17 protein-coding genes and 1 tRNA gene are annotated in these 24,557 nt (G+C 62.1%); 8 read left to right on the top strand and 10 right to left on the bottom strand.

What is annotated here, in order from left to right:
• Positions 1-690: 690 nt before the first annotated feature.
• From RO07_RS08410 to RO07_RS25845, 3 genes are all read left to right on the top strand, one after another.
• Complete coding sequence (locus RO07_RS08410; RefSeq protein ID WP_147284526.1) at positions 691-1,878, top strand: hypothetical protein; 1,188 nt, start codon at positions 691-693, stop codon at positions 1,876-1,878.
• 923 nt (positions 1,879-2,801) lie between these two features.
• Positions 2,802-3,617 carry a hypothetical protein gene (locus RO07_RS08405; protein ID WP_039409756.1) on the top strand — a complete coding sequence of 272 codons (816 nt, stop codon included), beginning with the start codon at positions 2,802-2,804 and terminating at the stop codon, positions 3,615-3,617.
• 631 nt (positions 3,618-4,248) lie between these two features.
• Complete coding sequence (locus tag RO07_RS25845; protein WP_147284527.1) at positions 4,249-6,477, top strand: NEL-type E3 ubiquitin ligase domain-containing protein; 2,229 nt, start codon at positions 4,249-4,251, stop codon at positions 6,475-6,477.
• Between the two features lie 291 nt (positions 6,478-6,768).
• On the opposite strand, the gene RO07_RS08395 is transcribed toward RO07_RS25845, so the two are convergent.
• The 9 genes from RO07_RS08395 to fdnG all read right to left on the bottom strand — a co-directional run bounded on the left by RO07_RS08395 (position 6,769) and on the right by fdnG (position 17,764).
• Positions 6,769-7,665 carry a DUF8189 domain-containing protein gene (locus tag RO07_RS08395; protein WP_052267131.1) on the bottom strand — a complete coding sequence of 299 codons (897 nt, stop codon included), beginning with the start codon at positions 7,663-7,665 and terminating at the stop codon, positions 6,769-6,771.
• A gap of 416 nt (positions 7,666-8,081) precedes the next feature.
• A complete protein-coding gene (locus RO07_RS26890) occupies positions 8,082-8,336 on the bottom strand; it encodes a DUF2514 family protein (RefSeq protein ID WP_072636991.1) in 255 nt (84 codons plus the stop codon).
• A 145-nt stretch (positions 8,337-8,481) separates the two neighbouring features.
• A tRNA-Sec gene (locus RO07_RS08380) sits at positions 8,482-8,577 on the bottom strand.
• A gap of 32 nt (positions 8,578-8,609) precedes the next feature.
• Entirely contained in the window at positions 8,610-10,547 is a 1,938-nt protein-coding gene (selB, locus tag RO07_RS08375) for a selenocysteine-specific translation elongation factor (protein WP_039409752.1), read from the bottom strand.
• A complete protein-coding gene (selA, locus tag RO07_RS08370) occupies positions 10,544-11,974 on the bottom strand; it encodes an L-seryl-tRNA(Sec) selenium transferase (protein WP_039409751.1) in 1,431 nt (476 codons plus the stop codon). The genes selB and selA overlap by 4 nt, the downstream gene beginning before the upstream one ends.
• Positions 11,975-11,978: 4 nt before the next feature.
• Positions 11,979-13,046, bottom strand: coding sequence for a formate dehydrogenase accessory protein FdhE (gene fdhE / locus RO07_RS08365; protein WP_039409749.1), 1,068 nt, complete (start codon positions 13,044-13,046; stop codon positions 11,979-11,981).
• Positions 13,047-13,088: 42 nt separating this feature from the next.
• Positions 13,089-13,736, bottom strand: coding sequence for a formate dehydrogenase subunit gamma (locus tag RO07_RS08360; protein WP_039409747.1), 648 nt, complete (start codon positions 13,734-13,736; stop codon positions 13,089-13,091).
• A 2-nt stretch (positions 13,737-13,738) separates the two neighbouring features.
• Complete coding sequence (gene fdxH, locus RO07_RS08355) at positions 13,739-14,686, bottom strand: formate dehydrogenase subunit beta (RefSeq protein ID WP_039409745.1); 948 nt, start codon at positions 14,684-14,686, stop codon at positions 13,739-13,741.
• 9 nt (positions 14,687-14,695) lie between these two features.
• Positions 14,696-17,764, bottom strand: coding sequence for a formate dehydrogenase-N subunit alpha (fdnG, locus tag RO07_RS08350; RefSeq protein WP_147284528.1), 3,069 nt, complete (start codon positions 17,762-17,764; stop codon positions 14,696-14,698).
• Positions 17,765-17,971: 207 nt separating this feature from the next.
• On the opposite strand from fdnG, the gene RO07_RS08340 reads away from it, so the two are divergent.
• The 5 genes from RO07_RS08340 to RO07_RS08320 all read left to right on the top strand — a co-directional run bounded on the left by RO07_RS08340 (position 17,972) and on the right by RO07_RS08320 (position 23,072).
• The gene (locus RO07_RS08340; RefSeq protein WP_237171402.1) at positions 17,972-18,610 is read left to right on the top strand and encodes a paraquat-inducible protein A; all 639 of its coding nucleotides are present in this window, start codon (positions 17,972-17,974) and stop codon (positions 18,608-18,610) included.
• Complete coding sequence (locus RO07_RS08335) at positions 18,607-19,251, top strand: paraquat-inducible protein A (protein ID WP_039409736.1); 645 nt, start codon at positions 18,607-18,609, stop codon at positions 19,249-19,251. Before RO07_RS08340 ends, RO07_RS08335 begins: the two co-directional genes overlap by 4 nt.
• A complete protein-coding gene (locus RO07_RS08330) occupies positions 19,244-20,908 on the top strand; it encodes a PqiB family protein (protein ID WP_039409734.1) in 1,665 nt (554 codons plus the stop codon). The genes RO07_RS08335 and RO07_RS08330 overlap by 8 nt, the downstream gene beginning before the upstream one ends.
• Positions 20,909-20,922: 14 nt before the next feature.
• A complete protein-coding gene (locus RO07_RS08325) occupies positions 20,923-21,561 on the top strand; it encodes a PqiC family protein (RefSeq protein ID WP_072637188.1) in 639 nt (212 codons plus the stop codon).
• A gap of 248 nt (positions 21,562-21,809) precedes the next feature.
• The gene (locus tag RO07_RS08320; protein WP_084072519.1) at positions 21,810-23,072 is read left to right on the top strand and encodes an ABC transporter substrate-binding protein; all 1,263 of its coding nucleotides are present in this window, start codon (positions 21,810-21,812) and stop codon (positions 23,070-23,072) included.
• A 9-nt stretch (positions 23,073-23,081) separates the two neighbouring features.
• On the opposite strand, the gene mdtD is transcribed toward RO07_RS08320, so the two are convergent.
• On the bottom strand, positions 23,082-24,509 hold the full coding sequence (gene mdtD, locus RO07_RS08315; protein WP_039409732.1) for a multidrug transporter subunit MdtD: 1,428 nt from the start codon (positions 24,507-24,509) through the stop codon (positions 23,082-23,084).
• Positions 24,510-24,557: the final 48 nt, after the last annotated feature.

Raw genomic sequence — 24,557 nt, 5'->3', positions numbered from 1 at the left:
GGGGAATCTGCGGGACGGCTTTCGGATGATAGCAGTGCCATGAAGATCATCCCCATCCGGCGCTACCGGAAACTCCGCGAGCGTGTTTGCGAGAACTGAGGCCATTGCACACTGCGAGCAACGCAATGCGGTCAACGTCGCTACATCAGGAGAAGGCGGAGAGATTGGCGACGATCCAGGTGCGCTACGCTGCATGAGCCGCCACATTGCCCCGCGCCGCATGAGCGATTTATGCAAATGCGGATACCGCGGCGTCTGTGACAATAGAAATACGCGCGGTGCACCACCAGCAATGACGAGCACGCCGCGAACGAAAAGGCTCTCGCGAGAAAATCCATGTATTCCGTTTCCGGTAGTGGGGCCTCGCGCTCCCGACCTCTTGTAACGCCCTTAACGTCTGCCCGGCCGACTCCGTGGACTTCGACTTCAACGCAGTCGTCCGCCCTTGACACCGACGTGCGCGAAGTGCGTCAGGCTGACAGGCGGTCCCGCCCGTCGCCGAGTTTGGGCCAACGCCTGCCGCTCCACGAAACGACAACGGGCACCGGCCCGCCCCCGGGAAACGTGAGCCCATCGACGTCGACATCAACGCGATCGACTACAGTCGATGTCAATGTGCGCTGGGCGCACCTGGCAAATCAGACCAGTGGGCGAACGAAACAGCGTGGCCCTACCGGGACGGTGGACGCCTTGCTGAAATTCCTCCAGCAACCGCCGTCCCCCGGAACATCGCAACTATTGGAGAGGTTTGAGGCTATTCAAGAGAGCGTGGAGCAGCGCCTCGGCCCCCAAACACTGGCCGACATGCCGTCAAGCTCGACCGAACGCCCGCTCTCCCCCGACACATCGGACCTACTGGTCATGTCGCCGTTTGGACGGACGGTGCACGCCAATAACGAGGTGTTGACCGACAGACCGTCCGGTTCGGTCCAACAACCGCGCCTCCTCGAAGCACGCACAGGGCAAAAGCGCACGCAGCCCTCGGGCGCAGACGGCGGGTGCGCCACCGAATTCGCGCCTCCGCCAACAAAAAAAGCCGGCAAAGTGATCACCGACGAAACGCTGCTGGCTATCCGTTCGGCCGTCCAGGCAGCGCAAGCCGCCGGCCGGGCACTTCACAAGACGGCGCTTGCAAGAGCGCTCGGCGTGAGCTACCGCACGTTGGCTAACTATGTGATCAACAATGCGTTGACAGTGGACGCACGAAACAGACTCGCTCGAATCACTGGGGACGAGACTGGTGTCAGGCCGGAGATGACAGACGAGCTCCTTCTGGCGCTGGACGCCGAGGTGAGCAGCGGCCGCCCGTTCAACGCATCAGAATTTTCACGACGGCACGGTATCACCAGGACCGTGTTAAGCGCACATGTTTGTATGGTCGATCGTCAGACACGCAGGGCGGAAATCACGCCACGGCTAAGAGCGAAGCTGGATAGGATCAAGGGGAATGCGCCGAGGCCCAACATACGCGACGTACGATTCGAGACTGCTTATTGGCAAGCGCTGAAGTCCGAGATGGGCAGCGGCCATCCGCTCAATACGAAAGCGTTTGCGACCAAGTATGCATTGCCTACCCGCACCGTATGGAGAGATGCGAGGAGACTTCGGGAGCTAGCCCTCTCGCCAGCGACAAGGCTTGCGAGTACGGAATCGCCCGCTCCTCCACGCCGGAGGTCCGTGATGAGGCGGGTGGAGCCGCGAGACTTGCTGGCGCTGCGCGAGGAACGGGCGCGCGGCGGCCCGTTTGACCGGGCCGTGTGGACGCAAAGGCTTGGCTTGAGCCCCTATTCGGTATATCAGCATGTAACCGCGGAAGGCGAACTGACCGAAATGGGACTGAACCAGTTGAAACAAACCGGCTTACAAGATGCGGGATAGCGTTTTCTTGGCAAGCGCGAGGCGGCACGCGTCAGTCTGGCTTGCCGGTGAAGGCTGGGCCCTGTCCTTCGAAGAACTGGCTTGAAGAAGCCCTCACGCTTCCCGCCCTGAAGTTCGTCAATTGCACATAGTCCTCGTTTGCGGCGCTGGAATGCAGGTCGGTGCGGCTGACTGCTGACTCAGTCGCGGAAAAAGAGCGATTTGTACAAATGCGGATGACCCAGCCTCTGTGACAATAAAAATACATACGGTGTGTCACCGACAATGACGAGCATGCCGCGAACGAGCGAGCTTCCGCGAGACAATACATGGGTTCCATTTCCGGCGCTGGAGCGCTGTACTCCCAACCTCCCGTGACGACCTCAACGTCAACGCTACCGAATCCATTTCGCGTCGACGTGCGTGAAGTGCGTCAGGCTGATGGATGGTCTCGTTCGTCGTGGAGCTTGAGCCAACTCCTACCTCCTCTCAAAACACCGACAGTCGCTGGACAGGATTCGGGGTTGGCGGGCCAGTGGCCTCTTTTTCAGCAACCGCATGCCCATGCCGACACGTTGGCCGACATACCGACGAGTTCGATCCAACGTCCGCCGCCTTGCGCAACACCACGAACAGTCGAGGGGGAGCTGACATACATGGACGCTGCACCAGCGCTGCAGACCAATACCGACGCGTGGGTCAACCCACTGTCGAGTTCGGACCAACGGCCGCTCCCGTCCGAAACACCGGTTCTACTGGCCATGTATCTGGGCGCACCAGCGGCACATGCCGATACCGAGGCGTTGGCCGATGGACCGTCGGGTTCAGTCCAACAGCCGCCTCTTTTCGGAGCGCGCGCAGGGAAAAGGCGCGCAGCGCCCCGGGGCTCGAACAGCGGGTACGCCTCCGGGTTACCCCTTTCGTCAACCAGGAAAACCGGCAAGGTGGTCACCGACGAAATTCTGCTCCGCATCCAGGGGGCCATCGCGGCAGCGCATGCCGCTGATCGACCTCTTAAAGTTGCTGAGCTTGCGCGAGAACTTCGCGTGGGCCTGAGCACGTTGAGGTGGTATGTATTCAAGAACGAGCTAACAACGGTAGCACGGAACAGATTGGCTCGGATTGCCGAGAAAAGTACCAGCCACAAGGTAACGGTGAGAGACGATGTCGTTCTGGCGCTGGAGGCCGAGGTGAACAGCGGCCGCCCGTTTATCGGGGCAGAATTTGCACGACGGCACGACGTAACGTGGGCGGGATTACGCCGTTATGTGGATATCGTCTGCCCTGAAACACATAAGGCAGAATTAACGCCATGGGGAAAGTCAAGGGTGGCCGAGATCAAGGGAGAAGCCTCGAGGACCAACGTGCGATTGACGACGGACTACTGGCCGGCGCTGAAGGCCGAGGTGGACAGTGGCCAGCTTAATGCGAAAGCGTTTGCCGACAGGTATGGACTGCTCGCCGATAGTGTATTGTTCGATGCTAAAAAACTCCAGAGGAACGCGCCTTTGCGAAAGATGACAAGGCCGGGAGACTTGCGGGCGCTGCGTGACGAGCGGGCCCGCGGCGGCCCATTCGACCTGAAGGAGTGGGCCCAAAGGCTTGGTCTGACTGTCAGAACAGCACGCGCATATGTAACGCGCCAAGGCGAGCTAACCGCAAAGGGACTGAAACGGCTGAATTCCGAAGCAAGCGCTGTGGCGGAAAGCAGCCGGAGTCGAACCGACCTGGGAGCGGCTGACGCCCCCAACCGGGTTTGAAGCCCGGCCGCTATCCTATTCAAATCAATGCGTTAAAAAAATTTCCGTTCCGCAAACAACGCAAAAATCGTTTAATACAGTCCCTTCGTTTACGATGTCTGCAAAGAATTGCGGAACGATTTTTCAGGCCTTCGAGGTAGGGCTTGCAGTCAACGCCGCAGCATCCGACAGCACCAGAAACGACCTTGCCGTATCCATCGATCGGGCGTCGAGTCAGTCGTCGTAATCGTCCTGCCGGATGATGATCACCGAGCGCTTCCCGGCTTGCGGAAGCGCTTCATCAGCGGATGATGGTCTGCCGTTCGACGCGAGCATCGTGAACGACAATCGAGGACCATCCTCGCCTTCCTGCGCCTGCCATAGCCCCCGCCCTCACACGCATAGTCCGGATCTGGTCGTTCAAGGTATCAGCCCAGCCATGACGGCCACGCACAAGTGAAGCCGACGCCCCCGCACCTAGAGTAGCAGAGCCAATTCTGGTCAATTTTTGCAATATAACAATCGCATGCGAGGCAAAATGCCACAACACCGCGCTATCGCATCTCCCAACGCCGTCATTCCGTGGTCGAGGTTGAGCGCCTGCACTCAGACTACAAGATTACATTGAATTTGGTAGAAGGCTTGAAACTCAATGACTATTGATCACGCGAAATTGTCCTCAGCGCACAATCCGATGCGTGCCCTGAAGCCCGCCACATCAAATACTTCACAAGTTCGCGAAGTCGAGGGACCGATTTCGGCGTTCGTCAGCGTTTGGGGCGACGTATCTTATGGGCAAAACGGCGGATCTCTAACCCGATTATCCGAGGGTTTCCTAGCCGGAATTATATGGGCTGATCGCAAGATTCATAGCGGCGAGGCAGTGTCATCGACTGCAGAGAAGCTTGAGCGCCATCTTGACGAAGTATGTCGCCAAGAGGGGACTGCATCAAATACTACGAGGGACCTGGCCGACAAGATCGCAAGCGCATTTTGGGATGAACGTGAAACCGTAACCACTGGTGTGGCGGTGGCGCTCACGCGCACAATGTTTCCGCACGTGAACGAGGACGACGTGATCAGGCACATCAATTGGATAATTGAAAAAGTCCATGTTGAACCTGGCCTGATTGACGAAAACGGATCCGAGGAACTGTATCAGTACTCAGTAAGGGCGTGGGAGATGATGGGGAGGGTTCTGCAACCTGATTTCCGAGAAAACCTCCAACGTACCAGCTTGGCTGACATGCTTTGTGACCTGGCGAATAAGCGCGGTCGCGTGCTAAAGATCCCGTCTTGGGGACTGTACACCCTGCCGGCCTTGCCCCCGACGATAAGAATGCTCGAGATCGGCGCAAATCACTTGACCAGTCTTCCCGGCTTACCCCCACAACTTACAACGCTTGAAATCCGAGGAAATTATTTCAGCGAACTTCTACGCCTCCCTCCAGGGCTCAAGACTCTGAGGATAAACGGCGGTAGCTTATCAAGCTTGCCAGACGTCTTGCCGGAGGGACTTAAAACGCTTGAAATCCGCAGAACTTACTTGAAACACGTGCGATGCTTACCAAGTGGCATCAGACATGTAGACATAAGTTCAAATCAACTGACACATCTGCCAGACCCGCAGAATCTTCCGACTGGGCCCTTCTATCTCAATGCAAACACCAACGAGTTGCGCAACCTGCAGAAGGGCCTTCTGTCCTTGGACAAGAAAGCCACATTAATTCTCACCAATAACCCTCTTGCTCCAGACACCTTGGATTGGTTGAACACTGCGGTCAAAGCTCCCGGATACTCCGGCCCGCAGATCAAATTCGAATTCACCCCCGGCCTTCGAAATGCAGAGATAGGGCCTGGCTCTGATCTCGATGCGGCCACGTTGAAAAATCCCGGCACCCGTCGTATGCCAGAAAACGTTCATGCAATTTTTACCGGTGTAGGGCGGTTGTTCTCGCCAGGTACAGTCGTGGCGGCGGAATCTTCTCATGCGACGAGACCACTTGAGACCGCAGAGGATGACACAAAGAGTAATCCAGATGAATTATTGGTTGATCAACGAATAATTGATTTCGCAAAATTTCGGGAAGAAAAAAATCTAAGTGGCTTACCAATCTCAGGCTCAATCAATGCACTAAAATCCTACACAAAGAACATCATAAAATGGCAAGGAAAAACTGTCTTGGAATACGAAAAACACATGAAAACATCCAAGAGAGCATGGTTAAATAAAATTCCAGAGAATATAAATCCTAAAAATCTCGCGATGCATGGGACAAATCTAGACGCGGTTTTGTGTGCGATGAAGATGGGTGGTCAATTGCTGCCAGTAGGGAATCTCATAAAGCGTGGGCAACAATTGCTGGCAGGGGAGTTCGGCATTACCTCATTGAATCTTCGACGTGTAAGTACTATGCCCGTCTACGGAGGGCCGCGGCAGTTCGTCAGCAAACCTGGTCAGACCGAGACCGACGGTCAACTTCAATTTTCGGCGGCGGTGGACGGAACACGTTTATATGCTTATCAAGCTATCTCGGCGCATCTGAGAGTCGATCACGGACAAGCTTCTCATACACCGATCGTTGTCATCGGGGATGGGGCGGACGTGCAAGCGCGAGGGAGTTCTGCGGTTGGCATAGGAATCGGCGGGGATATCAAAGGACAAAAACGCGAAATTGCGTTCCAACGATTAAACATACGTGGCCTACTTTGCCGGAGTGAGGATCGCGACTATGTCAATGAAGAGCTAGAAAAGCTGGGAGTAAGTGTCCCCGTAACCACGTTCGATGCTATTAAAAAATTTCGCGCCGATTGGAAGGGAGACTTAACGGCTTACAAGTCGCTTATGGAAACGTTAGTTGGCAGGGAGTTGGAAATGTAATGGCCCAGCGATCTCTTGACCTGAGACGCTTCTCGTAGCCGTCTGTGGCAATCCACCAGTCTTGGCGAGAAGCGGTCGGCGACAAGTCGATCGCGCTTGAGTGCATGAAGTTCCGCTTCTCTGAACTACGCCTGTTGCGCGGAGACCTACCCGGCACACCGGGCGCGCCACGCCGCTAAATGGAGGGTTGTCCAGGATTCGTGAATCCCCAAGGTTGGATTCATGCCCAATCTTGGGGGAGTAGTTCATTTCTTCGTGCTCGCTGTCTACCACCTCACGCCAGATCCGAGATTAGTCTCCGTCGATGGTCGGCTGAGGGGGCACCACGGAAATCAGGTTTTGGAAACCGCTCGGATAAGTATAGGCCAACATAAGATAATTATTAGTGTCATCCAGGTATATCGCGGGGGACCCCTTATCGGCTATGGGGAGTGTAGTCGTCATCTCGATGGTCGCGGGTGGCGACCAGTTCCTTTCAGAGTTCCCATCGTAAGTTGAGTAACAGATCGTCCCATCGTCGCTATTATGGTATGCCACATAAAGCACGCCGTCGCGAACGGCCGCGGAAGGCGAATTGCGCATGGAAACGCCGTCGACCTGCCATTGGTTCGGCCAAGTCTTTCCGTCCGTCGTCGTTGTGTACCAAAGGGTAGAGCCGTCAATACCTCGAAAAAACAGGTAAAGCGTGTCGTTGAAAACGGCCATCGCGGGCGAACCATTCATCTGAATGCCGGGGATGTTCTTGTCCTGCGACCAGGCTCTACCGTTGGTTACGGTATACCAAAGCGAGTTCGCAGCGCCGGTAGTGTCGGAGCCCTGATGCGCCACATACAGGTTTCCATTGAATACAGCCATCCCGGGGGATTCATTTAAATAAACGTTGGGGATGGTGGTGTCAAACGACCAGTTCGTCCCATCGTATGTCATGTGCCAAAGCGCGTGATCGGTAAGGGAGGCTTGATGCGTCAGATACACCACCCCGTTGTAAACGGCCATCGCGGGGTAACCATTAAGGTACGCAAGGAGTCCATGGCCATCGTCGTGCTCATTCCCATACGAGACATCAAGTTGCATAGACCCGGAGTTGTCCGCATACGTCATGATGTACCATTTCGAGCTGTACATGACGATGGCAATAGTCGGATCTACGGATGGATCTAGGGGAGGAAATGGGTCATTGTTGTGCATAGCTGTCCTCATGCTCCGGTTATGGGAGGGGCGACGCTGCGAATCGACAAGCAGACCATTCCGATTTCCTACTCCTCAATTCGCGTTCCGCGTCCTTTTTCGTACAACAAACAGGATCGCCGGGCCATCACGCAATGAACACGCCCGATGCTCGGACCCGAGTCCTTCCGTTCGACTGCCAGAATCCTCGTCGGCGTCGAAACTCCATACACATGATTTGCAACGGCCCAGGGCCCACCAGCGACTTGACTTCATTGCATCTCGCCTTCTCCGAAGAAGAGGAAGCGTCTAAATAGTAGACGTAGTATTTCTGTATGCATACTAACAATCCGAATAGCTGGCTATAACCAGCGTATGTGGACTCATGGCGAATCTGAATAAATTGTATTACCTCATCCCCCCGATCGCTGGTGATCTCATCTCCCCGAAATCAACGCGTCGTAGTTGCGCTCGCAGGCGAGTCCTGCGACGTGGGCAGCGTTAGCGAATTCCGCAAGTCGTCCCGCAGCGTCGTCAATCCTGCTGAACAACCCTGTGAGCAGATCTAGGGCGTCCGTTCCGCCGTCGGTTGGCGCGTTTCCGCCGGCAGCGGCGGAACTGCGTACGGAGGCGGTACCGACAAGACCGACACGACGGGAGATATCAGGCAGGCGCAAAAGCAACTCGGCCACACCTCGGTGACAATGACCGAGCACTATGTGCGTAATCGCCGGGGAGATAAGGCGAAGCCGACGAAATGAGTTTTGCGGAACTGCGAGTATTTTGCGGAACAGGAGATCGGCGAAAACCGGAAACAGAAAACAGACGAAAGCCTTGTGGCGGAAAGCAGCCGGAGTCGAACCGACCTGGGAGCGGCTGACGCCCCCAACCGGGTTTGAAGCCCGGCCGCATCACCGGATGCGGATGCCTTCCCTGGGATGAAGCATGCACGATACTTCCGAGACCTACACAGCGCCCCACACCACACCGGGGCGCTGAACGTGCAAATGACCAACGCGGCGAGTATATCCCGCACGATCGAAGAACTCCAGAATCTGAATCGCACGTTTGCGCCCGAGCCCCGTCGCGTCGCGAAACGCTCCCGCCTCGACCCTGCCGTCCGCCTGCACGATCAGGTCGGCGAGCGCCCGCACACACGCGTCGTCGTAGAACAGATCCTTCACGATCTGATGCACGCGCCCCTGACGCGCCAGCTTGCGCAGTACCGTCCGCACTCGCTCCTCATGCACGTTCAACTCGCGCCCCATATCCCTCACCCAAGGGGGATCGAAGCGCCCCTGCGCCACACGAGGCAGTAGCGCCTGCGCCAACGCCGTCTCCTCATCCGTCATCTCGACACGATGCGACGGCAGATGCAGCCACGCGCCCGTTCGCGCCAACGCCCCGTCCGTCAGCAACGCCTGTACGATCACACGCCAACGCGACGCCTCCAGCGCCGGCCACGTCATGCGTCCCAGCCGGGCGACGTCGAGCCCCGGCTCATCGGGCACGCGCGCATGGTAGTCGCGCAACGCATCGAGAACACGCGCGCCCATCGTTTGCCAGACATGTGGGGCGAACGCCAACGACTGGTTCTCGGCGCCCGCATACACCACGGCATTCGACGGCCATTGCCACTGTTCGGGCGGCAAGCCCGTGATCGCCACCACTTGCGCGCCCGTCAGGCCGAATGCCGACTGCGCGAGCAGTGCATCGAGCCCCCCGCCGTCGAGGAACGTTGCCACCGCATCGAGCCACGCCAGCCGCGCCGGCGCCCGGCGCTTGCGCTCGGGCGCGGCAGGATCGAGTACACGCCCGCCACCCACGGTTGCCGTCGCCTGCGGATTGCGCACGATGAAGCGATCGCCGGGCATCGTACAGACCGGCGTGTCGAACACCAATTGCACGCGCATCGTGCCACCGGGCGCGAGGGCGTCGCCGTCGAGCAGCACCGTGCGGGCCTGCACGTGTGTCGTGCCCAGATGCACATGCAACGGAAACCATTGCGTCAGCGGGGCATTGCCTTCGAGCCAATGCAGCTCGACATCGACATGTTTCAACGGCTGCGACAGCCCGGCCGCGACGATCCAGTCGCCGCGTCCCAACTGATCGCGCTCCACGCCCGCGAGATTCAAGGCGCACCGCTCTCCGGCGCGCCCGGCCTCCACCGGGCGATTCTGCGCATGAATGCTGCGCACGCGTACGGGCAGCCCCTGCGGCATGACCGTCAGCGTATCGCCCACGCGCACGGTGCCCGCGAACGCCGTGCCGGTCACCACCGTGCCATGCCCCGCCAATGTGAAGACACGGTCGACGGCAAGGCGGAACACGGCGTCGTCACGGCGCACCGCGCGCGTGGTCGAATCCGCGGGGCCCGCATTCCGCATCGCCCGCATCGCCCGCATCGCCTGCGTCAACTGCTCGCGCAACGTGGCAACGCCCGTATCCCCCGGCGTCGTCGCGGACACCGGCACGATGGCTGCCCGCGCCAGCGGCGTGCTCGCGAGGTATTGCGTGATATCGTGCGTCACCTGCGCGAGCCGGGCCGCATCGACGCGGTCGGCCTTCGACAGTGCCACCACGCCACGCCGCACACCGAGCATGGTGAGAATGGCCAGATGTTCGCGCGTCTGCGGCATGATGCCGTCGTCGGCCGCAATTACCAGCAACGCATAATCGATGCCGACCGCGCCGGCCGCCATCGTATGAATGAGCTTCTCGTGCCCCGGCACATCGATGAAGCCAAGCACTTCACCGTCGGGCAACGGCGTGTACGCGTAGCCCAGTTCGATGGAAATGCCGCGCGCCTTTTCCTCCTTGAGACGGTCCGTGTCGACACCGGTCAGCGCACGAACGAGGCTCGTCTTGCCGTGATCGATATGTCCCGCCGTACCGACGATCATACGTGCAGCTCCGCGAATTGCAGCGCGAGACGCGCCTCGTTGTCGACTTCCAGACAGCGCAGGTCGAGCCACAGCGTCTGATCGGCAATGCGACCGATGACCGGATACGGCAGCGCGCGCAGCGCGGCTTCGAGCTTCGCAAGCGCTCGGCCGCCGCCGCGCTTGCCTCCGCTCGCCGGCGCGATCGCCAGTCCATGGCTCGGCAACTGCTCGACGGGCAGCGCGCCGCTGCCGATCTGGCTGACCATCGGCGCGGTCGTGACCGTATAGGCGTCGCCGAGGGACCTCGCCAGCACCGGCGCGAGCCGCTCGGCCTGCGCGACCATCTCGGTGCGCACGCGCGTGAGCAGCCGCAGCGTCGTGAGCCGTTCCGGCAGATGCTCGGGGTCGCGATAGAGACGCAGCACCGGCTCGAGCGCGGCCAGCGTCAGCTTGCCCACGCGCAGCGCACGCTTGAGCGGATGCTTCTTGATCTTCGCAATGAGATCCTTGCGGCCCACGATCATGCCCGCCTGCGGGCCGCCCAGCAGCTTGTCGCCGGAGAACGTGACGAGATCCGCTCCGGCCGCGATCGTCTCCTGCACGGTCGTCTCGTGAGGAAGCCCCCAGCGTTCGAGCGGCGTGAGCGTGCCGCTGCCGAGGTCGACCGCCACGGGCACGCCGTGCGGCTTCGCAATCTGCACGACCTCCGCCACGTCGACACTTTTCGTGAAGCCCGTGACTTCGTAGTTGCTGCAATGCACCTTCATGAGCAGCGCCGTCTTCTCGCCGATGGCATTGCGGTAATCCGCCGCATGGGTGCGATTGGTCGTGCCCACCTCGACGAGCTTCGCGCCCGCGTGGGTCATGATGTCGGGAATGCGAAACGCACCGCCGATCTCCACCAGCTCGCCGCGCGAGACCACGACTTCGCGGCGCTTCGCAAGCGTCGCCAGCATCAGCAGCACCGCCGCGGCATTGTTGTTCACGACGGTCGCGGCCTCGCCGCCCGTCAGCTCGCAGAGCAAGGGGGCGATCAGATCGTCGCGGTCGCCTCGCCCGCCCGTGGCGAGATCGAATTCCAGGTTCGCGGGAGACGTGAGCGCCTGCATGACCGCTTCGAGCGCCGACTCCGGCAACAATGCCCGGCCGAGATTCGTGTGCAGCACGGTGCCGGTCAGGTTGAATACCGGACGCAACGCCGCTTGATTGCGCATCGTGAGCGCCTGGGTGAGACGCCCGGCGAAGGCCGCAGGCGTCACGGCGTCGCGCAGGAGCATGCCGGCGAGCGCGGCGGCCCGGCACTCGTCGAGATCGCGGCGCAATGCGGCGGTGACCTGCGTGCGGCCGAAATCGGCCAGCATGGCCTGGAAGTCGGACATGCCCAGCAGCCGGTCCAGCGAGGGGAGGTCCGCCGCCCCGGCCAGCTCACGATCGTGCACGGCCATTCGCTTACTCCTCGGCACCTTGCCAGAGCAACGGGTTCCCGTTGGCTCGGGCGTACCCCGCCTCGCCCATCAACACATCGAGAGCGAGACTCGCGAGGTCGTCGGCAACGGGCTCCACGAACGGGTCCTTGTCCTGATAGAAGATCTTGCGATAGCTGTGGCAGTCGTCGCACGACTCGGCGCGGATCGGGGACGACGCCACGCGCTTGGCCGCCTCGTCGAGTCCATGGAGCTTCTGGCGCCCCTCGGCGGACGCTGCGCCTTCGTCCGTCCGTGCGGATGGCGCGTCAAGCGCTTCGGCGGCCTTCGCGTCGAGCGCCGCCCCGTCGCCGGCCTTGTCGACGACGTGATACGCGACATGCTCGCTCGCTTCGCAATGGGTGCACTTCACACGCACCATGTGCCATTCGGTCGAACACAGGCCACAGGCGAGGTAGCGATAGCCCTCGTGCGCACCGCCGATGCGCACCACGCTCGCCACCGGCAGCGTGCCGCACATCGGGCACACGTTCGGGACGTCGAGCATCGGCACTTCGCCCGCGTCGAACTGGCTCGCCACGCCCGTCCACAGCACCTGCAGTGCCGCCATCAGAAATGGCGCGCCGGCGGCGTCCACGCCCTTGCCATGGCCCGCGAGCAGCGACTGCGCCGACATGTCGAGCGTGCCGGCATCGGCACTGCGAATCTTGTCGAGCACGGTACGCACGCCGCCAGGCAAACCCAGCGGCCCCACTTGCGCGGCCACGGCATCGAGCAGCGACATGAGCAGCGGTTGCCAGCGGCCGGCTTCGTAGCCGCCTGTCGCCGGCACGAGCGGCATGCAATGTTGCTGTGCCTGGGCAATGGCTTCGGGCGAGGGACGCGGCGCATCGAGCGTGTCGAGCAAGCGTTGCTGGGCGTCGGCGACGAGCGCCATGAGGCGCAGATAGTCGCCGAGCGGATGACCTTCGGCGAGCTGACGCAAACGGCCCGCCCGCGCCGAGAAGACTTCGGCGCGTTGCGGCATGCGCAGGCGGGGAATGGCGGTGCGATCGAGCGATTCGATCTGTCCGGGTTGAAGAATGCGTTGCAAGGTGACCGGCCTCGTAGGAGTGTCCGGCCACCAGGGCCGGACTTATTTGTTGAGTTGCTTGTACCAAGCGCGATGGTGCTTCCACGCCCAGCCGCGGGTGACGGTTCCGCGCGTCATGGCGCGCACGGAGCCCTTGATCCAGATCGCCGCGTAGATGTGCGTAATGATGCCGCAAATCAATACGAATGCACACACCGCGTGCACATCCGAGGCAAGACGAATCAACCAGATCGGGAAATAGAGCGCGAAGTACGCGCGCCAGATCACGATACCCGAGAGCAACAGCCCGATCATGCACAACACCATCACGTAGAAAAGCAGCTTCTGCCCGGCGTTGTAGCGCCCGACTTCCGGCAGATTCTCTTCGCGATTGTTGAGCACGTCGCCGATGTTCTTCATCCATTCGGCGTCGCGTTGCTCGAACTTGTTGTAGCGGGCGAGCCGCAACGCAAGCCAGACAAACGCGACAAACATCACCAGGCCGACGAACGGGTGCAGAATCCGCGTCCACGGTCCGCCGCCGAACAGGTTGGTGAGCCAGAACATCGATGGATGGAACAGCGCCAGACCGGAGAGCGCGAGCAGAATGAACGTGCCCGCGACAATCCAGTGGTTGATGCGTTCCGCCGCGTTGTAGCGCTCGATCAGATCGTCATCGGCACGCTTGCGATCGCTGTGTTCTTGCGACATGGTCAGACCTCCTCGTGCGTGACAACGCCCTTCTGGCCGTCAGGGCCGCCCTTGCGGGAAGCATCGTACCGGCGGGCTTCCTCTTCGTCTTCCTCGGTCGTCTCGTTCGGACCGGACTTGATGTAGTGGAAGAAGCCGGCGAGCGCGGTGAGCGCCATCGCAGCCACGCCAAGCGGCTTGGCGACGCCCTTCCAGAACGTGACCATCGGGCTGATGCGCGGATTGTCCGGCAGACCGTGATACAGCGACGGTTTGTCGGCATGGTGCAGCACATACATGACGTGCGTGCCGCCCACGCCGGCCGGATCGTACAGCCCCGCGTTATCGAAGCCCCGCGACTTCAGGTCCTCGATACGCTCGGCCGCCTGATCCTTCATGGCGTCCTTCGTACCGAACATGATCGCACCGGTCGGGCACGTCTTCACGCAGGCCGGCTCCAGCCCGACGGACACGCGATCGGAACACAGGGTGCACTTGTACGCCTTGTGGTCCTTCTGCGAGATGCGTGGGACGTTGAACGGGCACCCTGTGATGCAGTACCCGCAGCCGATACAGGCCTCTTCGTGGAAGTCGACGATGCCGTTCGCATACTGCACGATCGCCCCCGGCGACGGACATGCCTTCAGGCAGCCCGGGTCCTCGCAATGCATGCAGCCATCCTTGCGGATGAGCCACTCGAGGTCGCCCTTCGGGTTCTCGTACTCGGTAAAGCGCATGAGCGTCCACGAGTCGGCCGTGAGGTCCGCCGGGTTGTCGTACACGCCGACGTTGGTGCCGACCTCGTCGCGCAGGTCGTTCCACTCCATGCACGCCGTCTGGCACGCCTTGCAGCCGATGCACTTCGACGTATCGATGAGCTTGGCGACGTCGCCCGTGTGCGCTTCCCGCACGGAGGGCGACGGCAGCGTGGTTGCCGAGCGCCGTTTGATATCCAGTGATTGCAATGCCATGGCGCCCCCTTATGCCTTCTCGACCTTCACCAGGAACGACTTGAACTCGGGTGTCTGCGAATTGCCGTCGCCCACGATGGGCGTAAGCGTGTTCGCGAGGAACCCGGGTTTGGTCACTCCCTTGAAGCCCCAGTGAATCGGAATGCCTACGTGGTGAATCGTCTTGCCGTCCACCTTGAGCGCACGAATGCGCTTGGTCACGACCGCCTTGGCCTTGATGAAGCCGCGGTTGGACGAGACCTTGACCGTGTCGCCCGCCACGATGCCGATCTCCTTCGCGAGCGCCTCGCCGATTTCGACGAACTGCTCGGGCTGGATGATCGAGTTGAGCAACGCGTGCTTGGTCCAGTAGTGGAAATGCTCGGTCAGACGGTAAGTCGTGGCCACGTACGGGAACTTGTCGGCCGTGCCCATCGTGGCCAGATCGTCCGGGAACACGCGCGCCCCCGGGTTGCTCGTGGCCTTGGGTTGCTTCGGATGCAGCGGGTTGTAGCCCAGCGGCGTCTCGAACGGCTCGTAGTGCTCGGGGAACGGCCCTTCGGCCATGGCGCCCTTCGCGAAGAAGCGCGCCACGCCCTCGGGGTTCATGATGAACGGGTTCATGCCGCCGGCCGGATCTTCGTCGAGCTTGAAATCCGGTACGTCGGGACCGGTCCACGACTTGCCGTTCCACCAGACCAGCTTGCGCTTCGGGTTGAACGGTTTACCGGACGGATCGGCCGACGCGCGGTTATACAGGATGCGGCGGTTCGCCGGCCACGCCCACGCCCAGTTCAGCGTCTGGCCGATGCCGGTCGGATCGCTGTTGTCGCGGCGCGCCATCTGGTTGCCCGCCTGCGTCCATGCGCCGGCGAAGATCCAGCAGCCGGACGACGTGCTGCCGTCGTCCTTCAGTTCCGCGAAGCCCGCGAGCTGCTCGCCGGCCTTGCGCGTGACCTTGGTCGGATCCTTCGGATCGACGAGGTCCTTGAGCGCACGGCCGTTGTACTCCTTGGCGATTTCCTCGGGCGACGGGCTCTCCGGTTGCGCGTACGGCCACGACAGGTTGACGATCGGATCGGGGAACTTGCCGCCCTGCGTCTTGTACATCTCGCGCAGGCGCAGGAACAGCCCGGTCATGATCTCGATGTCGGTGCGCGCCTCGCCCGGCGGCTCGGCGCCCTTCCAGTGCCATTGCAGCCAGCGGCCCGAGTTGACCAGCGCGCCGTCTTCCTCGGCGAAGCAGGTCGTCGGCAGGCGGAACACTTCCGTCTGGATCTTGCTGGAATCCACGTTGTTGTGTTCGCCGAAGTTCTTCCAGAACTCCGACGTCTCCGTGGCCAGCGGATCCATGATGACGAGGAACTTGAGCTTGGCGAGCGCCTGGTCCCACTTGAACTTAGCCGGCGCCGCCGCGATCGGGTTGAAGCCCTGCGCGATATAGCCCGACATCTTGCCCTGGTTCATCAGCTCGAGCACCTGCAGCAGGTCATACGGCTTGTCGAGCTTGGGCAGGTAGTCATAGGCCCAGTTGTTCTCGGCGGTCGCCGCATCGCCCCACCACGCCTTCATCAGGCTCACGTAGAACTTCGGATAGTTCTGCCAGTAGCTGAGCTGGTTCGGTCGCAGCGGCTTCTGCGCGCGCGCCGTCAGGTACTGCTCGATGGTCTGCTCCGCCTGCTTGGGCAAGGACATGTAGCCGGGCAGCAGATCGGTCATCAACCCCAGATCGGTCAGGCCCTGGATGTTCGAGTGACCGCGCAGCGCGTTCATGCCGCCGCCCGCCACGCCGATGTTGCCCAGCAGCAGTTGCACCATGGCGCCGGTGCGGATCATCTGCGAGCCGATCGAGTGCTGCGTCCAGCCCAGCGCGTACATGATGGTCATGGTGCGCGTGGGGGTGGAGCATTCGGCGATCTGCTTGTAGATGTACTCGACCTTCTCGGCCGGCGTGCCGCACACGCGCTCGACCATGTCGATCGTGTAGCGCGAGTAGTGCTGCTTCATCAGTTGGAACACCGTACGCGGATGCTGCAGCGTCGGGTCCGTCAGGACGTAACCGTCCTCGCCCTTCTGGTAGTCCCAGGCGCTCCTGTCGTACGTGCGTTTCTCGGCGTTGTAGCCGGAGTAGATGCCGTCCTCGAACGTGAACTCGTCTTTCACCAGGAAGGTGAAATCGGTGTAGTTCTTGACGTACTCATGCTGGATCTTGTCGTTCGTCAGCAGGTAGTTGATCAAACCGCCGAGGAAGACGATATCCGTGCCGGTACGGATCGGGGCGTAATAGTCCGCGACCGATGCCGAACGGTTGAAACGAGGGTCGACGACGATCAGGCGCGCCTTGTTGTGCGCCTTCGCCTCGGTCACCCACTTGAATCCGCACGGGTGGGCCTCAGCCGCGTTGCCGCCCATGATGAGTACCAGATCCGCGTTCTTGATGTCGACCCAATGGTTCGTCATCGCGCCACGGCCAAACGTCGGGGCAAGACCTGCCACCGTCGGGCCGTGTCAGACACGTGCCTGGTTGTCGAATCCCAGCATCCCGGTACTGCGGATGACTTTGTGCGTGATGTAGCCGACTTCGTTGCTCGATGCCGAGGCGGCCAGCATGCCCGTCGTGAGCCAGCGGTTGACCGTCAAGCCATCGTCCGTCTTCTCGACGAAATTGGCGTCGCGGTCGTCCTTCATCAGCTTGGCGATGCGATTGAGCGCGTCGTCCCACGAGATGCGCTCCCACTTGTCCGAACCCGGCTTGCGGTATTCCGGATACATGAGGCGGTTCGGGCTGTGGATGAAGTCGATGAGGCTCGCACCCTTCGGGCACAGGGTGCCGCGATTGACCGGATGGTCGGGGTCGCCCTCGATGTGAAAGACGCTCTTCTTGGCGTTCTTGGCGCCGTCGCCGTAGCTGTACATCAAGATACCGCAAGCCACGGAGCAGTACGGACACGTATTACGGGTCTCGGTCGCGCGCGCGAGCTTGAACTGGCGCACTTCCGCCAGTGCCGCGTCTGGCGCGAACCCAAGCATTGCCAGGCTCGACCCGGCAAGCGTTGCGCCGCTCACCTTGAGGAACTGGCGCCTCGACATGTTTAGCATGGGGGATTTCTCCTCAATTCTTTAGATACTCTGCGGGAGTCTGTTGAGTATAGAGCAAAGACATGCGGTTTTACGTGACTCAGCACAAACCATGCCCAGAACTTCGGTTGCGTCGCAGCATATGGGAACTTAACAAAGTGTTTGGTATTCTGAGCCTCACTTGGACACCGTCCCCTGGTAATGGACACATTGCCCCCAGAAGATGACGTGGCGAACCTGATTGCCTGTCCGAACTGCGACACGCTGCACCGTCGCCAGGACTTGCCACCGCGCGAAACCGCCCGGTGCGTGCGCTGCCACTCGGTGCTTTACCGCTCGCCCGACCTGCGCCTGTCACGTGTGCTGGCGCTCACTCTGACTTGCCTGATCGTGTTCGCCATCGCGAACGCGTTCCCCATCGTGGAGATCGAGGTCCAGGGCATCTACACCGAGACCACGCTCGTGGGCGCCGCCTGGGCGCTGTATCGCGAAGGCATGTGGCTCGTCGCACTGCTCGTGTTCGCCACGACCGTGCTGTTTCCGCTGTCGCAACTGCTCGCGCTCATGCACCTGATCGGTCCCCTGTCGCTGGGCCGACGGCCTTATGGCGTATTCGCGGTCATGCGCGCCATCGAGTCCTTCCGCCCGTGGGGCATGATCGAAGTGTTCATGCTCGGCGTCCTTGTTTCGCTGGTCAAACTCTCGGCAATGGCGAGCGTCCTGCCCGGCATCGCCTTATGGGCGTTCGGCGCGCTGACCGTCCTGCTCGCGATGGTGCTCTCCTACGATCTGCGCAATCTGTGGATCGTGATCGACCATACCCCGGGGCCCGATGCGGCGCCGGCCTCCCGAACCGCTTCGCGATGAAATACCTTTCTGCCAAGGACGCCGGTCTCGTCGCCTGCTCGGTGTGCGGCAGGCTCGCGCGCGCGGTCAGAACGGTGGAAAAGGTGCGTTGCCCGCGCTGCGGCGCCGTGCTGCATCAGCGCAAGGTCGACAGCCTCGTCCGCACCTGGGCCCTGCTGATCGCCGCGGCGATCCTGTATATTCCCGCCAACGTATTGCCCATGATGCAGACCCGCTCGCTGCTCGGCACTTCCAGCGACACCATCATGAGCGGCGTGATCTACTTCTGGACCGGCGGCGAGTACGATCTGGCCATCGTGGTGTTCACGGCGAGCATTCTCGTTCCGATGCTCAAGCTCATCGCACTGTCGCTGCTGTGCATCACCGCGCAGCGCGGCGCCCGCTGGAAGCCGCATCAGCGCACCAAGCTGTATCACATGATCGAGCTCGTCGGCCGCTGGTCGATGCTCGACGTCTTCGTTGTCGCACTGATGGTGGCGCTCGTGAATATTCAGTCGCTGGCCGTGATTCAGGCCGGCCCCGGCATCGTGGCGTTCGGCTCGGTGGTCGTGCTCACGATGCTCGCCTCCATGCAGTTCGACCCTCGGCTGATCTGGGACCAGATCCGCGACGACGACACCGAACAGGATGACCATGACTGATCCGCACGACACCCAGGACCCGAAGGCCGTGCCGCAGCCCGGCGCCGACGCGTTGCCCACGCCGGCCATCGAGCCGCGCAAGCGCTGGGCGCCGTCGCTCGTCTGGCTGATCCCGCTGGTGGCCGCCGTCATCGGGCTATCCCTCGTCGCCAAGGCGCTCATCGAGCGCGGGCCGACCGTCGTCATCGACTTCAAGACCGCCGAAGGGCTCGAGGCCGGCAAGACGAAGGTCAAGTACAAGGAAGTCGACATCGGTACGGTCAAGAGCATCGAGCTCTCGGACGACCTCTCGCATGTGCGCGTGAGCGTCGATCTCACGAAAAACGCCAAGAAGTTCGCGGTGAAGGATTCACGTTGGTGGGTGGTGCGCCCGCGCGTGGCCGGAGGCAGCGTGTCCGGCCTCTCGACGTTGCTCTCGGGCGCCTACATCGGCGCCGATGCCGGCAAGTCTGCCGAATCGTCCAACCACTTTCAGGGGCTCGAAGTGCCGCCGGTGGTCTCGAGCGGCCAACCGGGCAAACCGTTCGTGCTGCATGCGAGCGACATCGGCTCGCTCGACATCGGCTCGCCGATCTACTACCGGCGCATCCAGGTCGGCCAGGTCGAAGCGTTCTCGCTCGACCCCGACGGCAAGGGCGTCACGCTGCGCGTGTTCGTGCAGGCGCCGTACGACCAGTACGTGGGCAGCAACACCCGCTTCTGGCATGCGAGCGGCATCGATCTGCGACTCGATTCGAGCGGCTTCCAGGTCAATACGCAATCGCTTGCGTCGGTGGTCATCGGCGGCATCGCCTTCCAGGCGCCCAACGACGCCGGCGCCGGCGTGATGGCCAAGGCGGGACAGGAATTCCGCCTGGCGCCGGACGAGGCGTCGGCCATGAAGTCGCCCGACACGCACCCCGTCACCGTGGTATTCCGCTTCCAGCAGTCGCTGCGCGGCCTGGTCGTGGGCGCACCGGTAGACTTCCGTGGCATCACGCTGGGCGAGGTCACGTCGATCGGCGTGGACTTCGACCAGACGACCAAGCAGATCAATATGCCGGTAACGGTGCAGATCTATCCGGATCGTCTGCGCCGTCGCGATCCGAAGCGCACCGTCGCGCCCAACGAGGCCGTCAGCCGGAACATCCTGAACGCGCTCGTCGCGAAGGGACTGCGCGGCCAGTTGCGCAATGGCAACCTGCTCACCGGGCAGTTATACGTCGCGCTCGACTTCTTCCCGAACGCGAAGCCCGCCAAGGCCGAGGAAATCGACAACGTAGTGCTCATTCCGACCGTGCCCAACACACTCGATCAGTTGCAATTGCAGATTGCCGACATCGCGACCAAGCTCGACAAGATTCCGTTCGACAGCATTGGACAGAATCTCGACTCGTCGCTACGCAAGCTCGACAAGACGCTGGAAAGCGCGCAGGGGCTCTTCCGTCAGCTCGATGGAGAAATCGCACCCGAAGCGAAGGCCACGCTGGGCGAGGCGAAGAAGAGTTTCGGCGCCGCCGAGCGCACGCTTTCCGAAGACTCGCCGGTGCAACAGGACGTTCGTCAGGCGATGCAGGAACTGACCAGGACCCTGCGCTCGCTCAATACGCTTGCCGAGTACCTGCAGCAGCATCCCGAGGCGTTGCTGCGCGGCAAACCGAAGGATCCGCAACCATGACGAGGCCGATTGCCATGACTCGCCGTCCGCGCCCCGGCGCCCTGCTCACCGCGCTGAGCGCACTCGTGGCGCTGGCCGGCTGCGCGTCGCCGCCGTCCCGCTTCTACACACTGAGCGACGCCTCGCCTGCCGCGACGGCGGCCAGCGCCGTCACGATCGGGGCCAATGCACCGGCAACGCCGTACGCCGTGGAGGTCTCCCCCGTTGCCGTGCCGGAACAGGTCGACCGGCCGCAGATCGTGGTCACGCGCGGCGGCGGACGCGTCGATATTCTCGAGGAATCGCGCTGGGCCGCGCCGCTCAAGACGGAACTGACGTCGACCCTTTCCCGCGATCTCACGCAACGTCTCGGCGCCATGGACGTGTACGGCCTGCCGCGCGCGGACGGCCTCACGGTCTATCGCGTGTCGACATCGGTGCAACGCTTCGAATCCGTGCCGGGCGAACAGGCCGCGCTCACGGCTGTCTGGTCGGTACGCCGGGTGCCCGGCGACATCGTGCTCACCTGCCGCTTCACCGGCACGGAACCGGCCGCCGGCGACATCGCCGGTGTCGTCGCGGCACAACGCCGACTCGTCGACCGTCTGGCACAGCGCATGGGCGACGCCATCGCCACCAGCGCGCAGGGAACAACGCCGCGCTGCCAGGACTAGGCTCCCCCACCCACCGAACGGAAATCCGAGCGCCGCATACGGCACTCGGGCACTGGGGCACTCGCGTCCGCACGCATACCCCGTCTCGCGCGAACGCGAAAGGTCTGGAAAATCCCGATGCCGGCTTGAGAATTACGGATTGCGCAATCGATTACGAGATGTTTAAGATATTCGAAGCCCGTCGGATCGTCGTTCGATAGAAATGCCAACCGCTGGGCCGTCATAATTCGAAACACAGGAGACAAGCCATGCCCAGCCTCAGCGGCCACCTGCGCCGCACGATTGCCGTTGCCGCCTCAGCCTTCACCCTTGCCACGCTCGGCCCCGCCCTGCCCGCCGCTCACGCCGCGCCGGGCGCCGGCATCTCGGATGGCGTCGTGAAGATCGGCGTATTGACCGATCTGTCCGGCGTGTCCAGCGACAACGCGGGCAAAGGCAGTGTGCTGGCCGCCAGCATGGCCATCGACGACTTCTCGCGCGATCACAAGGTGCTCGGGGCCCCCATCGAACTGGTGTCTGCCGACTCGCAGGGCAAGACCGACACGGGAGCCACCATCGCACGCGAGTGGTACGACCGGGGCAAGGTCGACATGATCACCGACCTCACGTTCTCGAACGTTGCGCTGGCCGTCGATCGCATCGCCGACGAAAAGAAGAAGATCGCGCTCGTGACCGGTGCGGGCTCGTCGGCCATCAGCAACGAGCAGTGCACGGCGCACAGCGTGCAATGGATGTACGATACGTACGCGCTGGCGAACTCGACGTCGCAGGCACTGCTGCGCCGCGGCCTGAAGTCGTGGTACTTCATCACCGCCGACTACGCCTTCGGTCAGGCGCTGGAGAAAGACGCCAGCGAAATCCTCACGCGTCAGGGCGGCAAGGTCGTGGGCTCGGTCAAGCATCCGGTGAACTCGCCCGATCTGTCGTCGTACCTGCTGCGTGCGCAAACCTCCGGCGCACAGGTCATCGCGCTGGCCAACTCGGGCACCGACACGCTCAACACCGTCAAGCAGGCGTCGCAGTTCAACATCATTCAGGGCGGCAAACAGGTCTTCACGCCGCTGCTCTCGCTCATTACCGAAATTCACGGCATGGGCCTGAAGAATGCCCAGGGCATGGTGCTGACCAACGGTTTCTATTGGGATCAGGACGATCGCTCGCGCGCCTTCGCACAGCGCTTCTACGCGCAGCACAAGAAGATGCCGACGATGATGCAGGCCGCCGTGTACTCGGCGGTGCTCAATTACCTGAAGGCGGTTCAGGCGGCGGGGACCGACGAGGCCGACGCCGTGATGGCCAAGCTCAAATCGATGAAGATCGACGATCCGGTCATTCGCAACGGCCAGATTCGCGCCGACGGCAAGCTCGTCCACGACATGCTGCTGGTGCAGGTCAAGACACCGGCCGAGTCCAAGTCGGAGTGGGACCTGTACAAGATCCTCGAGACGATCCCGGCCGACAAGGCATTCTCGCCGCTGGCCGAGTCGAAGTGCTCACTCGTCAGGAAGTGAGCCGGATGCTCAGCGCTTGAGTTCGGTGGCGGAGGCGCCCGACGCCCCGCCACCGTGAGATGCCGCCGGATCTTCCACGCGGCGGAACACCAGAGCCGAAGCCAGGGTGATCAGCCCGACGCACACGAACGTCAGCCGAAAACCTGCCACGGTGCCGCCCTCGGCCGTCTGCCCCGCCAAGTGACCGAACAAGGCCAGCAACTGACCGCCGATCGTCACCCCGAGTCCCAGCGCCAGCATCTGCGCCATCGAAAACAGACCGTTGCCGGCGCTCGCGCGGCGCGTGCCGAGGTCCTTTAGCGTGACGCTGTTCATTGCCGCGAACTGCATCGAGTTCGCGCCGCCAAAGACAGCAAGCTGCACGAGCCCCAGCCAGACCGGCCAGCCCGGGCCGAACAGCGCGAAGCTCGCAATCGAGCCGCCGACCACGACCGTATTCGCCATCAGGAATCGCGTATAACCGTAGCGCAGCACCAACGGTGTGACCATGCGCTTGACCACCACGCCCGAGAGCGCCACCGGCAACATCATCAGCCCGGAAGCAAGCGGGCTGTAGCCCATGGCCACTTGCAGCAGCAGCGGAAGCAGAAACGGCACGGCGCTGCTGCCGATGCGCGCCACCAGGTTGCCGAGCAGGCCGAGGCTGAAGCTGCGCGTCTCGAAGAGTTCCAGCGGAAAGAGTGGCGCCGCGCGACGGCGAGCGTACGGCCAATAGCCGAGGGTCGTCGCCACGCACAGCAGCGCCAGCCCGGCGGAGGCGCCCCAGCCCGTATCGGAAAACGGATGGTCGAGCGCGAGCGTAAACGACACCATCGCGACCGAGAGCAGCGCGAAGCCGGGCCAGTCGAAGCCGGTGGCGATGACTTCGTCCTTGACCGGCCGCGGCAGGTAACGGCGCACGGCCAGGCTGCCGATGAGACCGATGGGAACGTTGATGAGGAAAATCCAGTGCCAGGACGCAACCTGCACGAGCCAGCCGCCGAGCACGGGGCCGATCATCGGGCCGACCTGTCCGGCGATCGACACGAAGGCGAGCGCCGCCAGATATTGCTCGGCCGGAAACGTGCGCAGCACCGCCAGGCGGCCGATGGGCAGCAGCATGGAGCCACCCGCGCCCTGCAGCACACGGGCGAGCACCAATTGCGGGAGCGTGTGGGCCATCGCGCAGCAGATCGAGCCGAGCACGAAGAGCAGGATAGCGACGAAGTAGACGCGGCGCGTGCCGAACCGGTCGGCGAGCCATCCCGAGGCCGGGGTGAGCATGGCCATGGTCAGCGAATACGACACCACGACCGGTTGCATGCGCAGCGGATTCTCGCCGAGGCTCGCCGCCATGGCCGGCAATGCCGTGTTGACGATGGTGGTGTCGAGCGCCTGCATGAAAAACCCCGCCGCAACGATCCAGAGCAGGGCGGTGAGTGTCGTGTCTTGCTTCATGCGGCGCGCGGGCGAGGCGCGGCGAACGGCCCCCCCTCCGAAGAGAAT

The sequence above is a fragment of the Pandoraea pulmonicola genome (genome assembly GCF_000815105.2).
Classification (GTDB): Bacteria; Pseudomonadota; Gammaproteobacteria; order Burkholderiales; family Burkholderiaceae; genus Pandoraea; species Pandoraea pulmonicola.
The sequence above is the reverse complement of the archived record's forward strand: the minus strand, read 5'-3'. Positions and strand labels throughout refer to the sequence as shown.

Coding starts and splice junctions, on each gene's coding strand:
- RO07_RS25845 (WP_147284527.1), top strand. CDS start 4,249: ATGACTATTGATCACGCGAAATTGTCCTCAGCGCACAATCCGATGCGT.
- RO07_RS08395 (WP_052267131.1), bottom strand. CDS start 7,665: ATGCACAACAATGACCCATTTCCTCCCCTAGATCCATCCGTAGATCCG.
- selB (WP_039409752.1), bottom strand. CDS start 10,547: ATGATCGTCGGTACGGCGGGACATATCGATCACGGCAAGACGAGCCTC.
- selA (WP_039409751.1), bottom strand. CDS start 11,974: ATGGCCGTGCACGATCGTGAGCTGGCCGGGGCGGCGGACCTCCCCTCG.
- RO07_RS08360 (WP_039409747.1), bottom strand. CDS start 13,736: ATGTCGCAAGAACACAGCGATCGCAAGCGTGCCGATGACGATCTGATC.
- fdxH (WP_039409745.1), bottom strand. CDS start 14,686: ATGGCATTGCAATCACTGGATATCAAACGGCGCTCGGCAACCACGCTG.
- RO07_RS08335 (WP_039409736.1), top strand. CDS start 18,607: ATGAAATACCTTTCTGCCAAGGACGCCGGTCTCGTCGCCTGCTCGGTG.
- RO07_RS08330 (WP_039409734.1), top strand. CDS start 19,244: ATGACTGATCCGCACGACACCCAGGACCCGAAGGCCGTGCCGCAGCCC.
- RO07_RS08325 (WP_072637188.1), top strand. CDS start 20,923: ATGACTCGCCGTCCGCGCCCCGGCGCCCTGCTCACCGCGCTGAGCGCA.
- RO07_RS08320 (WP_084072519.1), top strand. CDS start 21,810: ATGCCCAGCCTCAGCGGCCACCTGCGCCGCACGATTGCCGTTGCCGCC.
- mdtD (WP_039409732.1), bottom strand. CDS start 24,509: ATGAAGCAAGACACGACACTCACCGCCCTGCTCTGGATCGTTGCGGCG.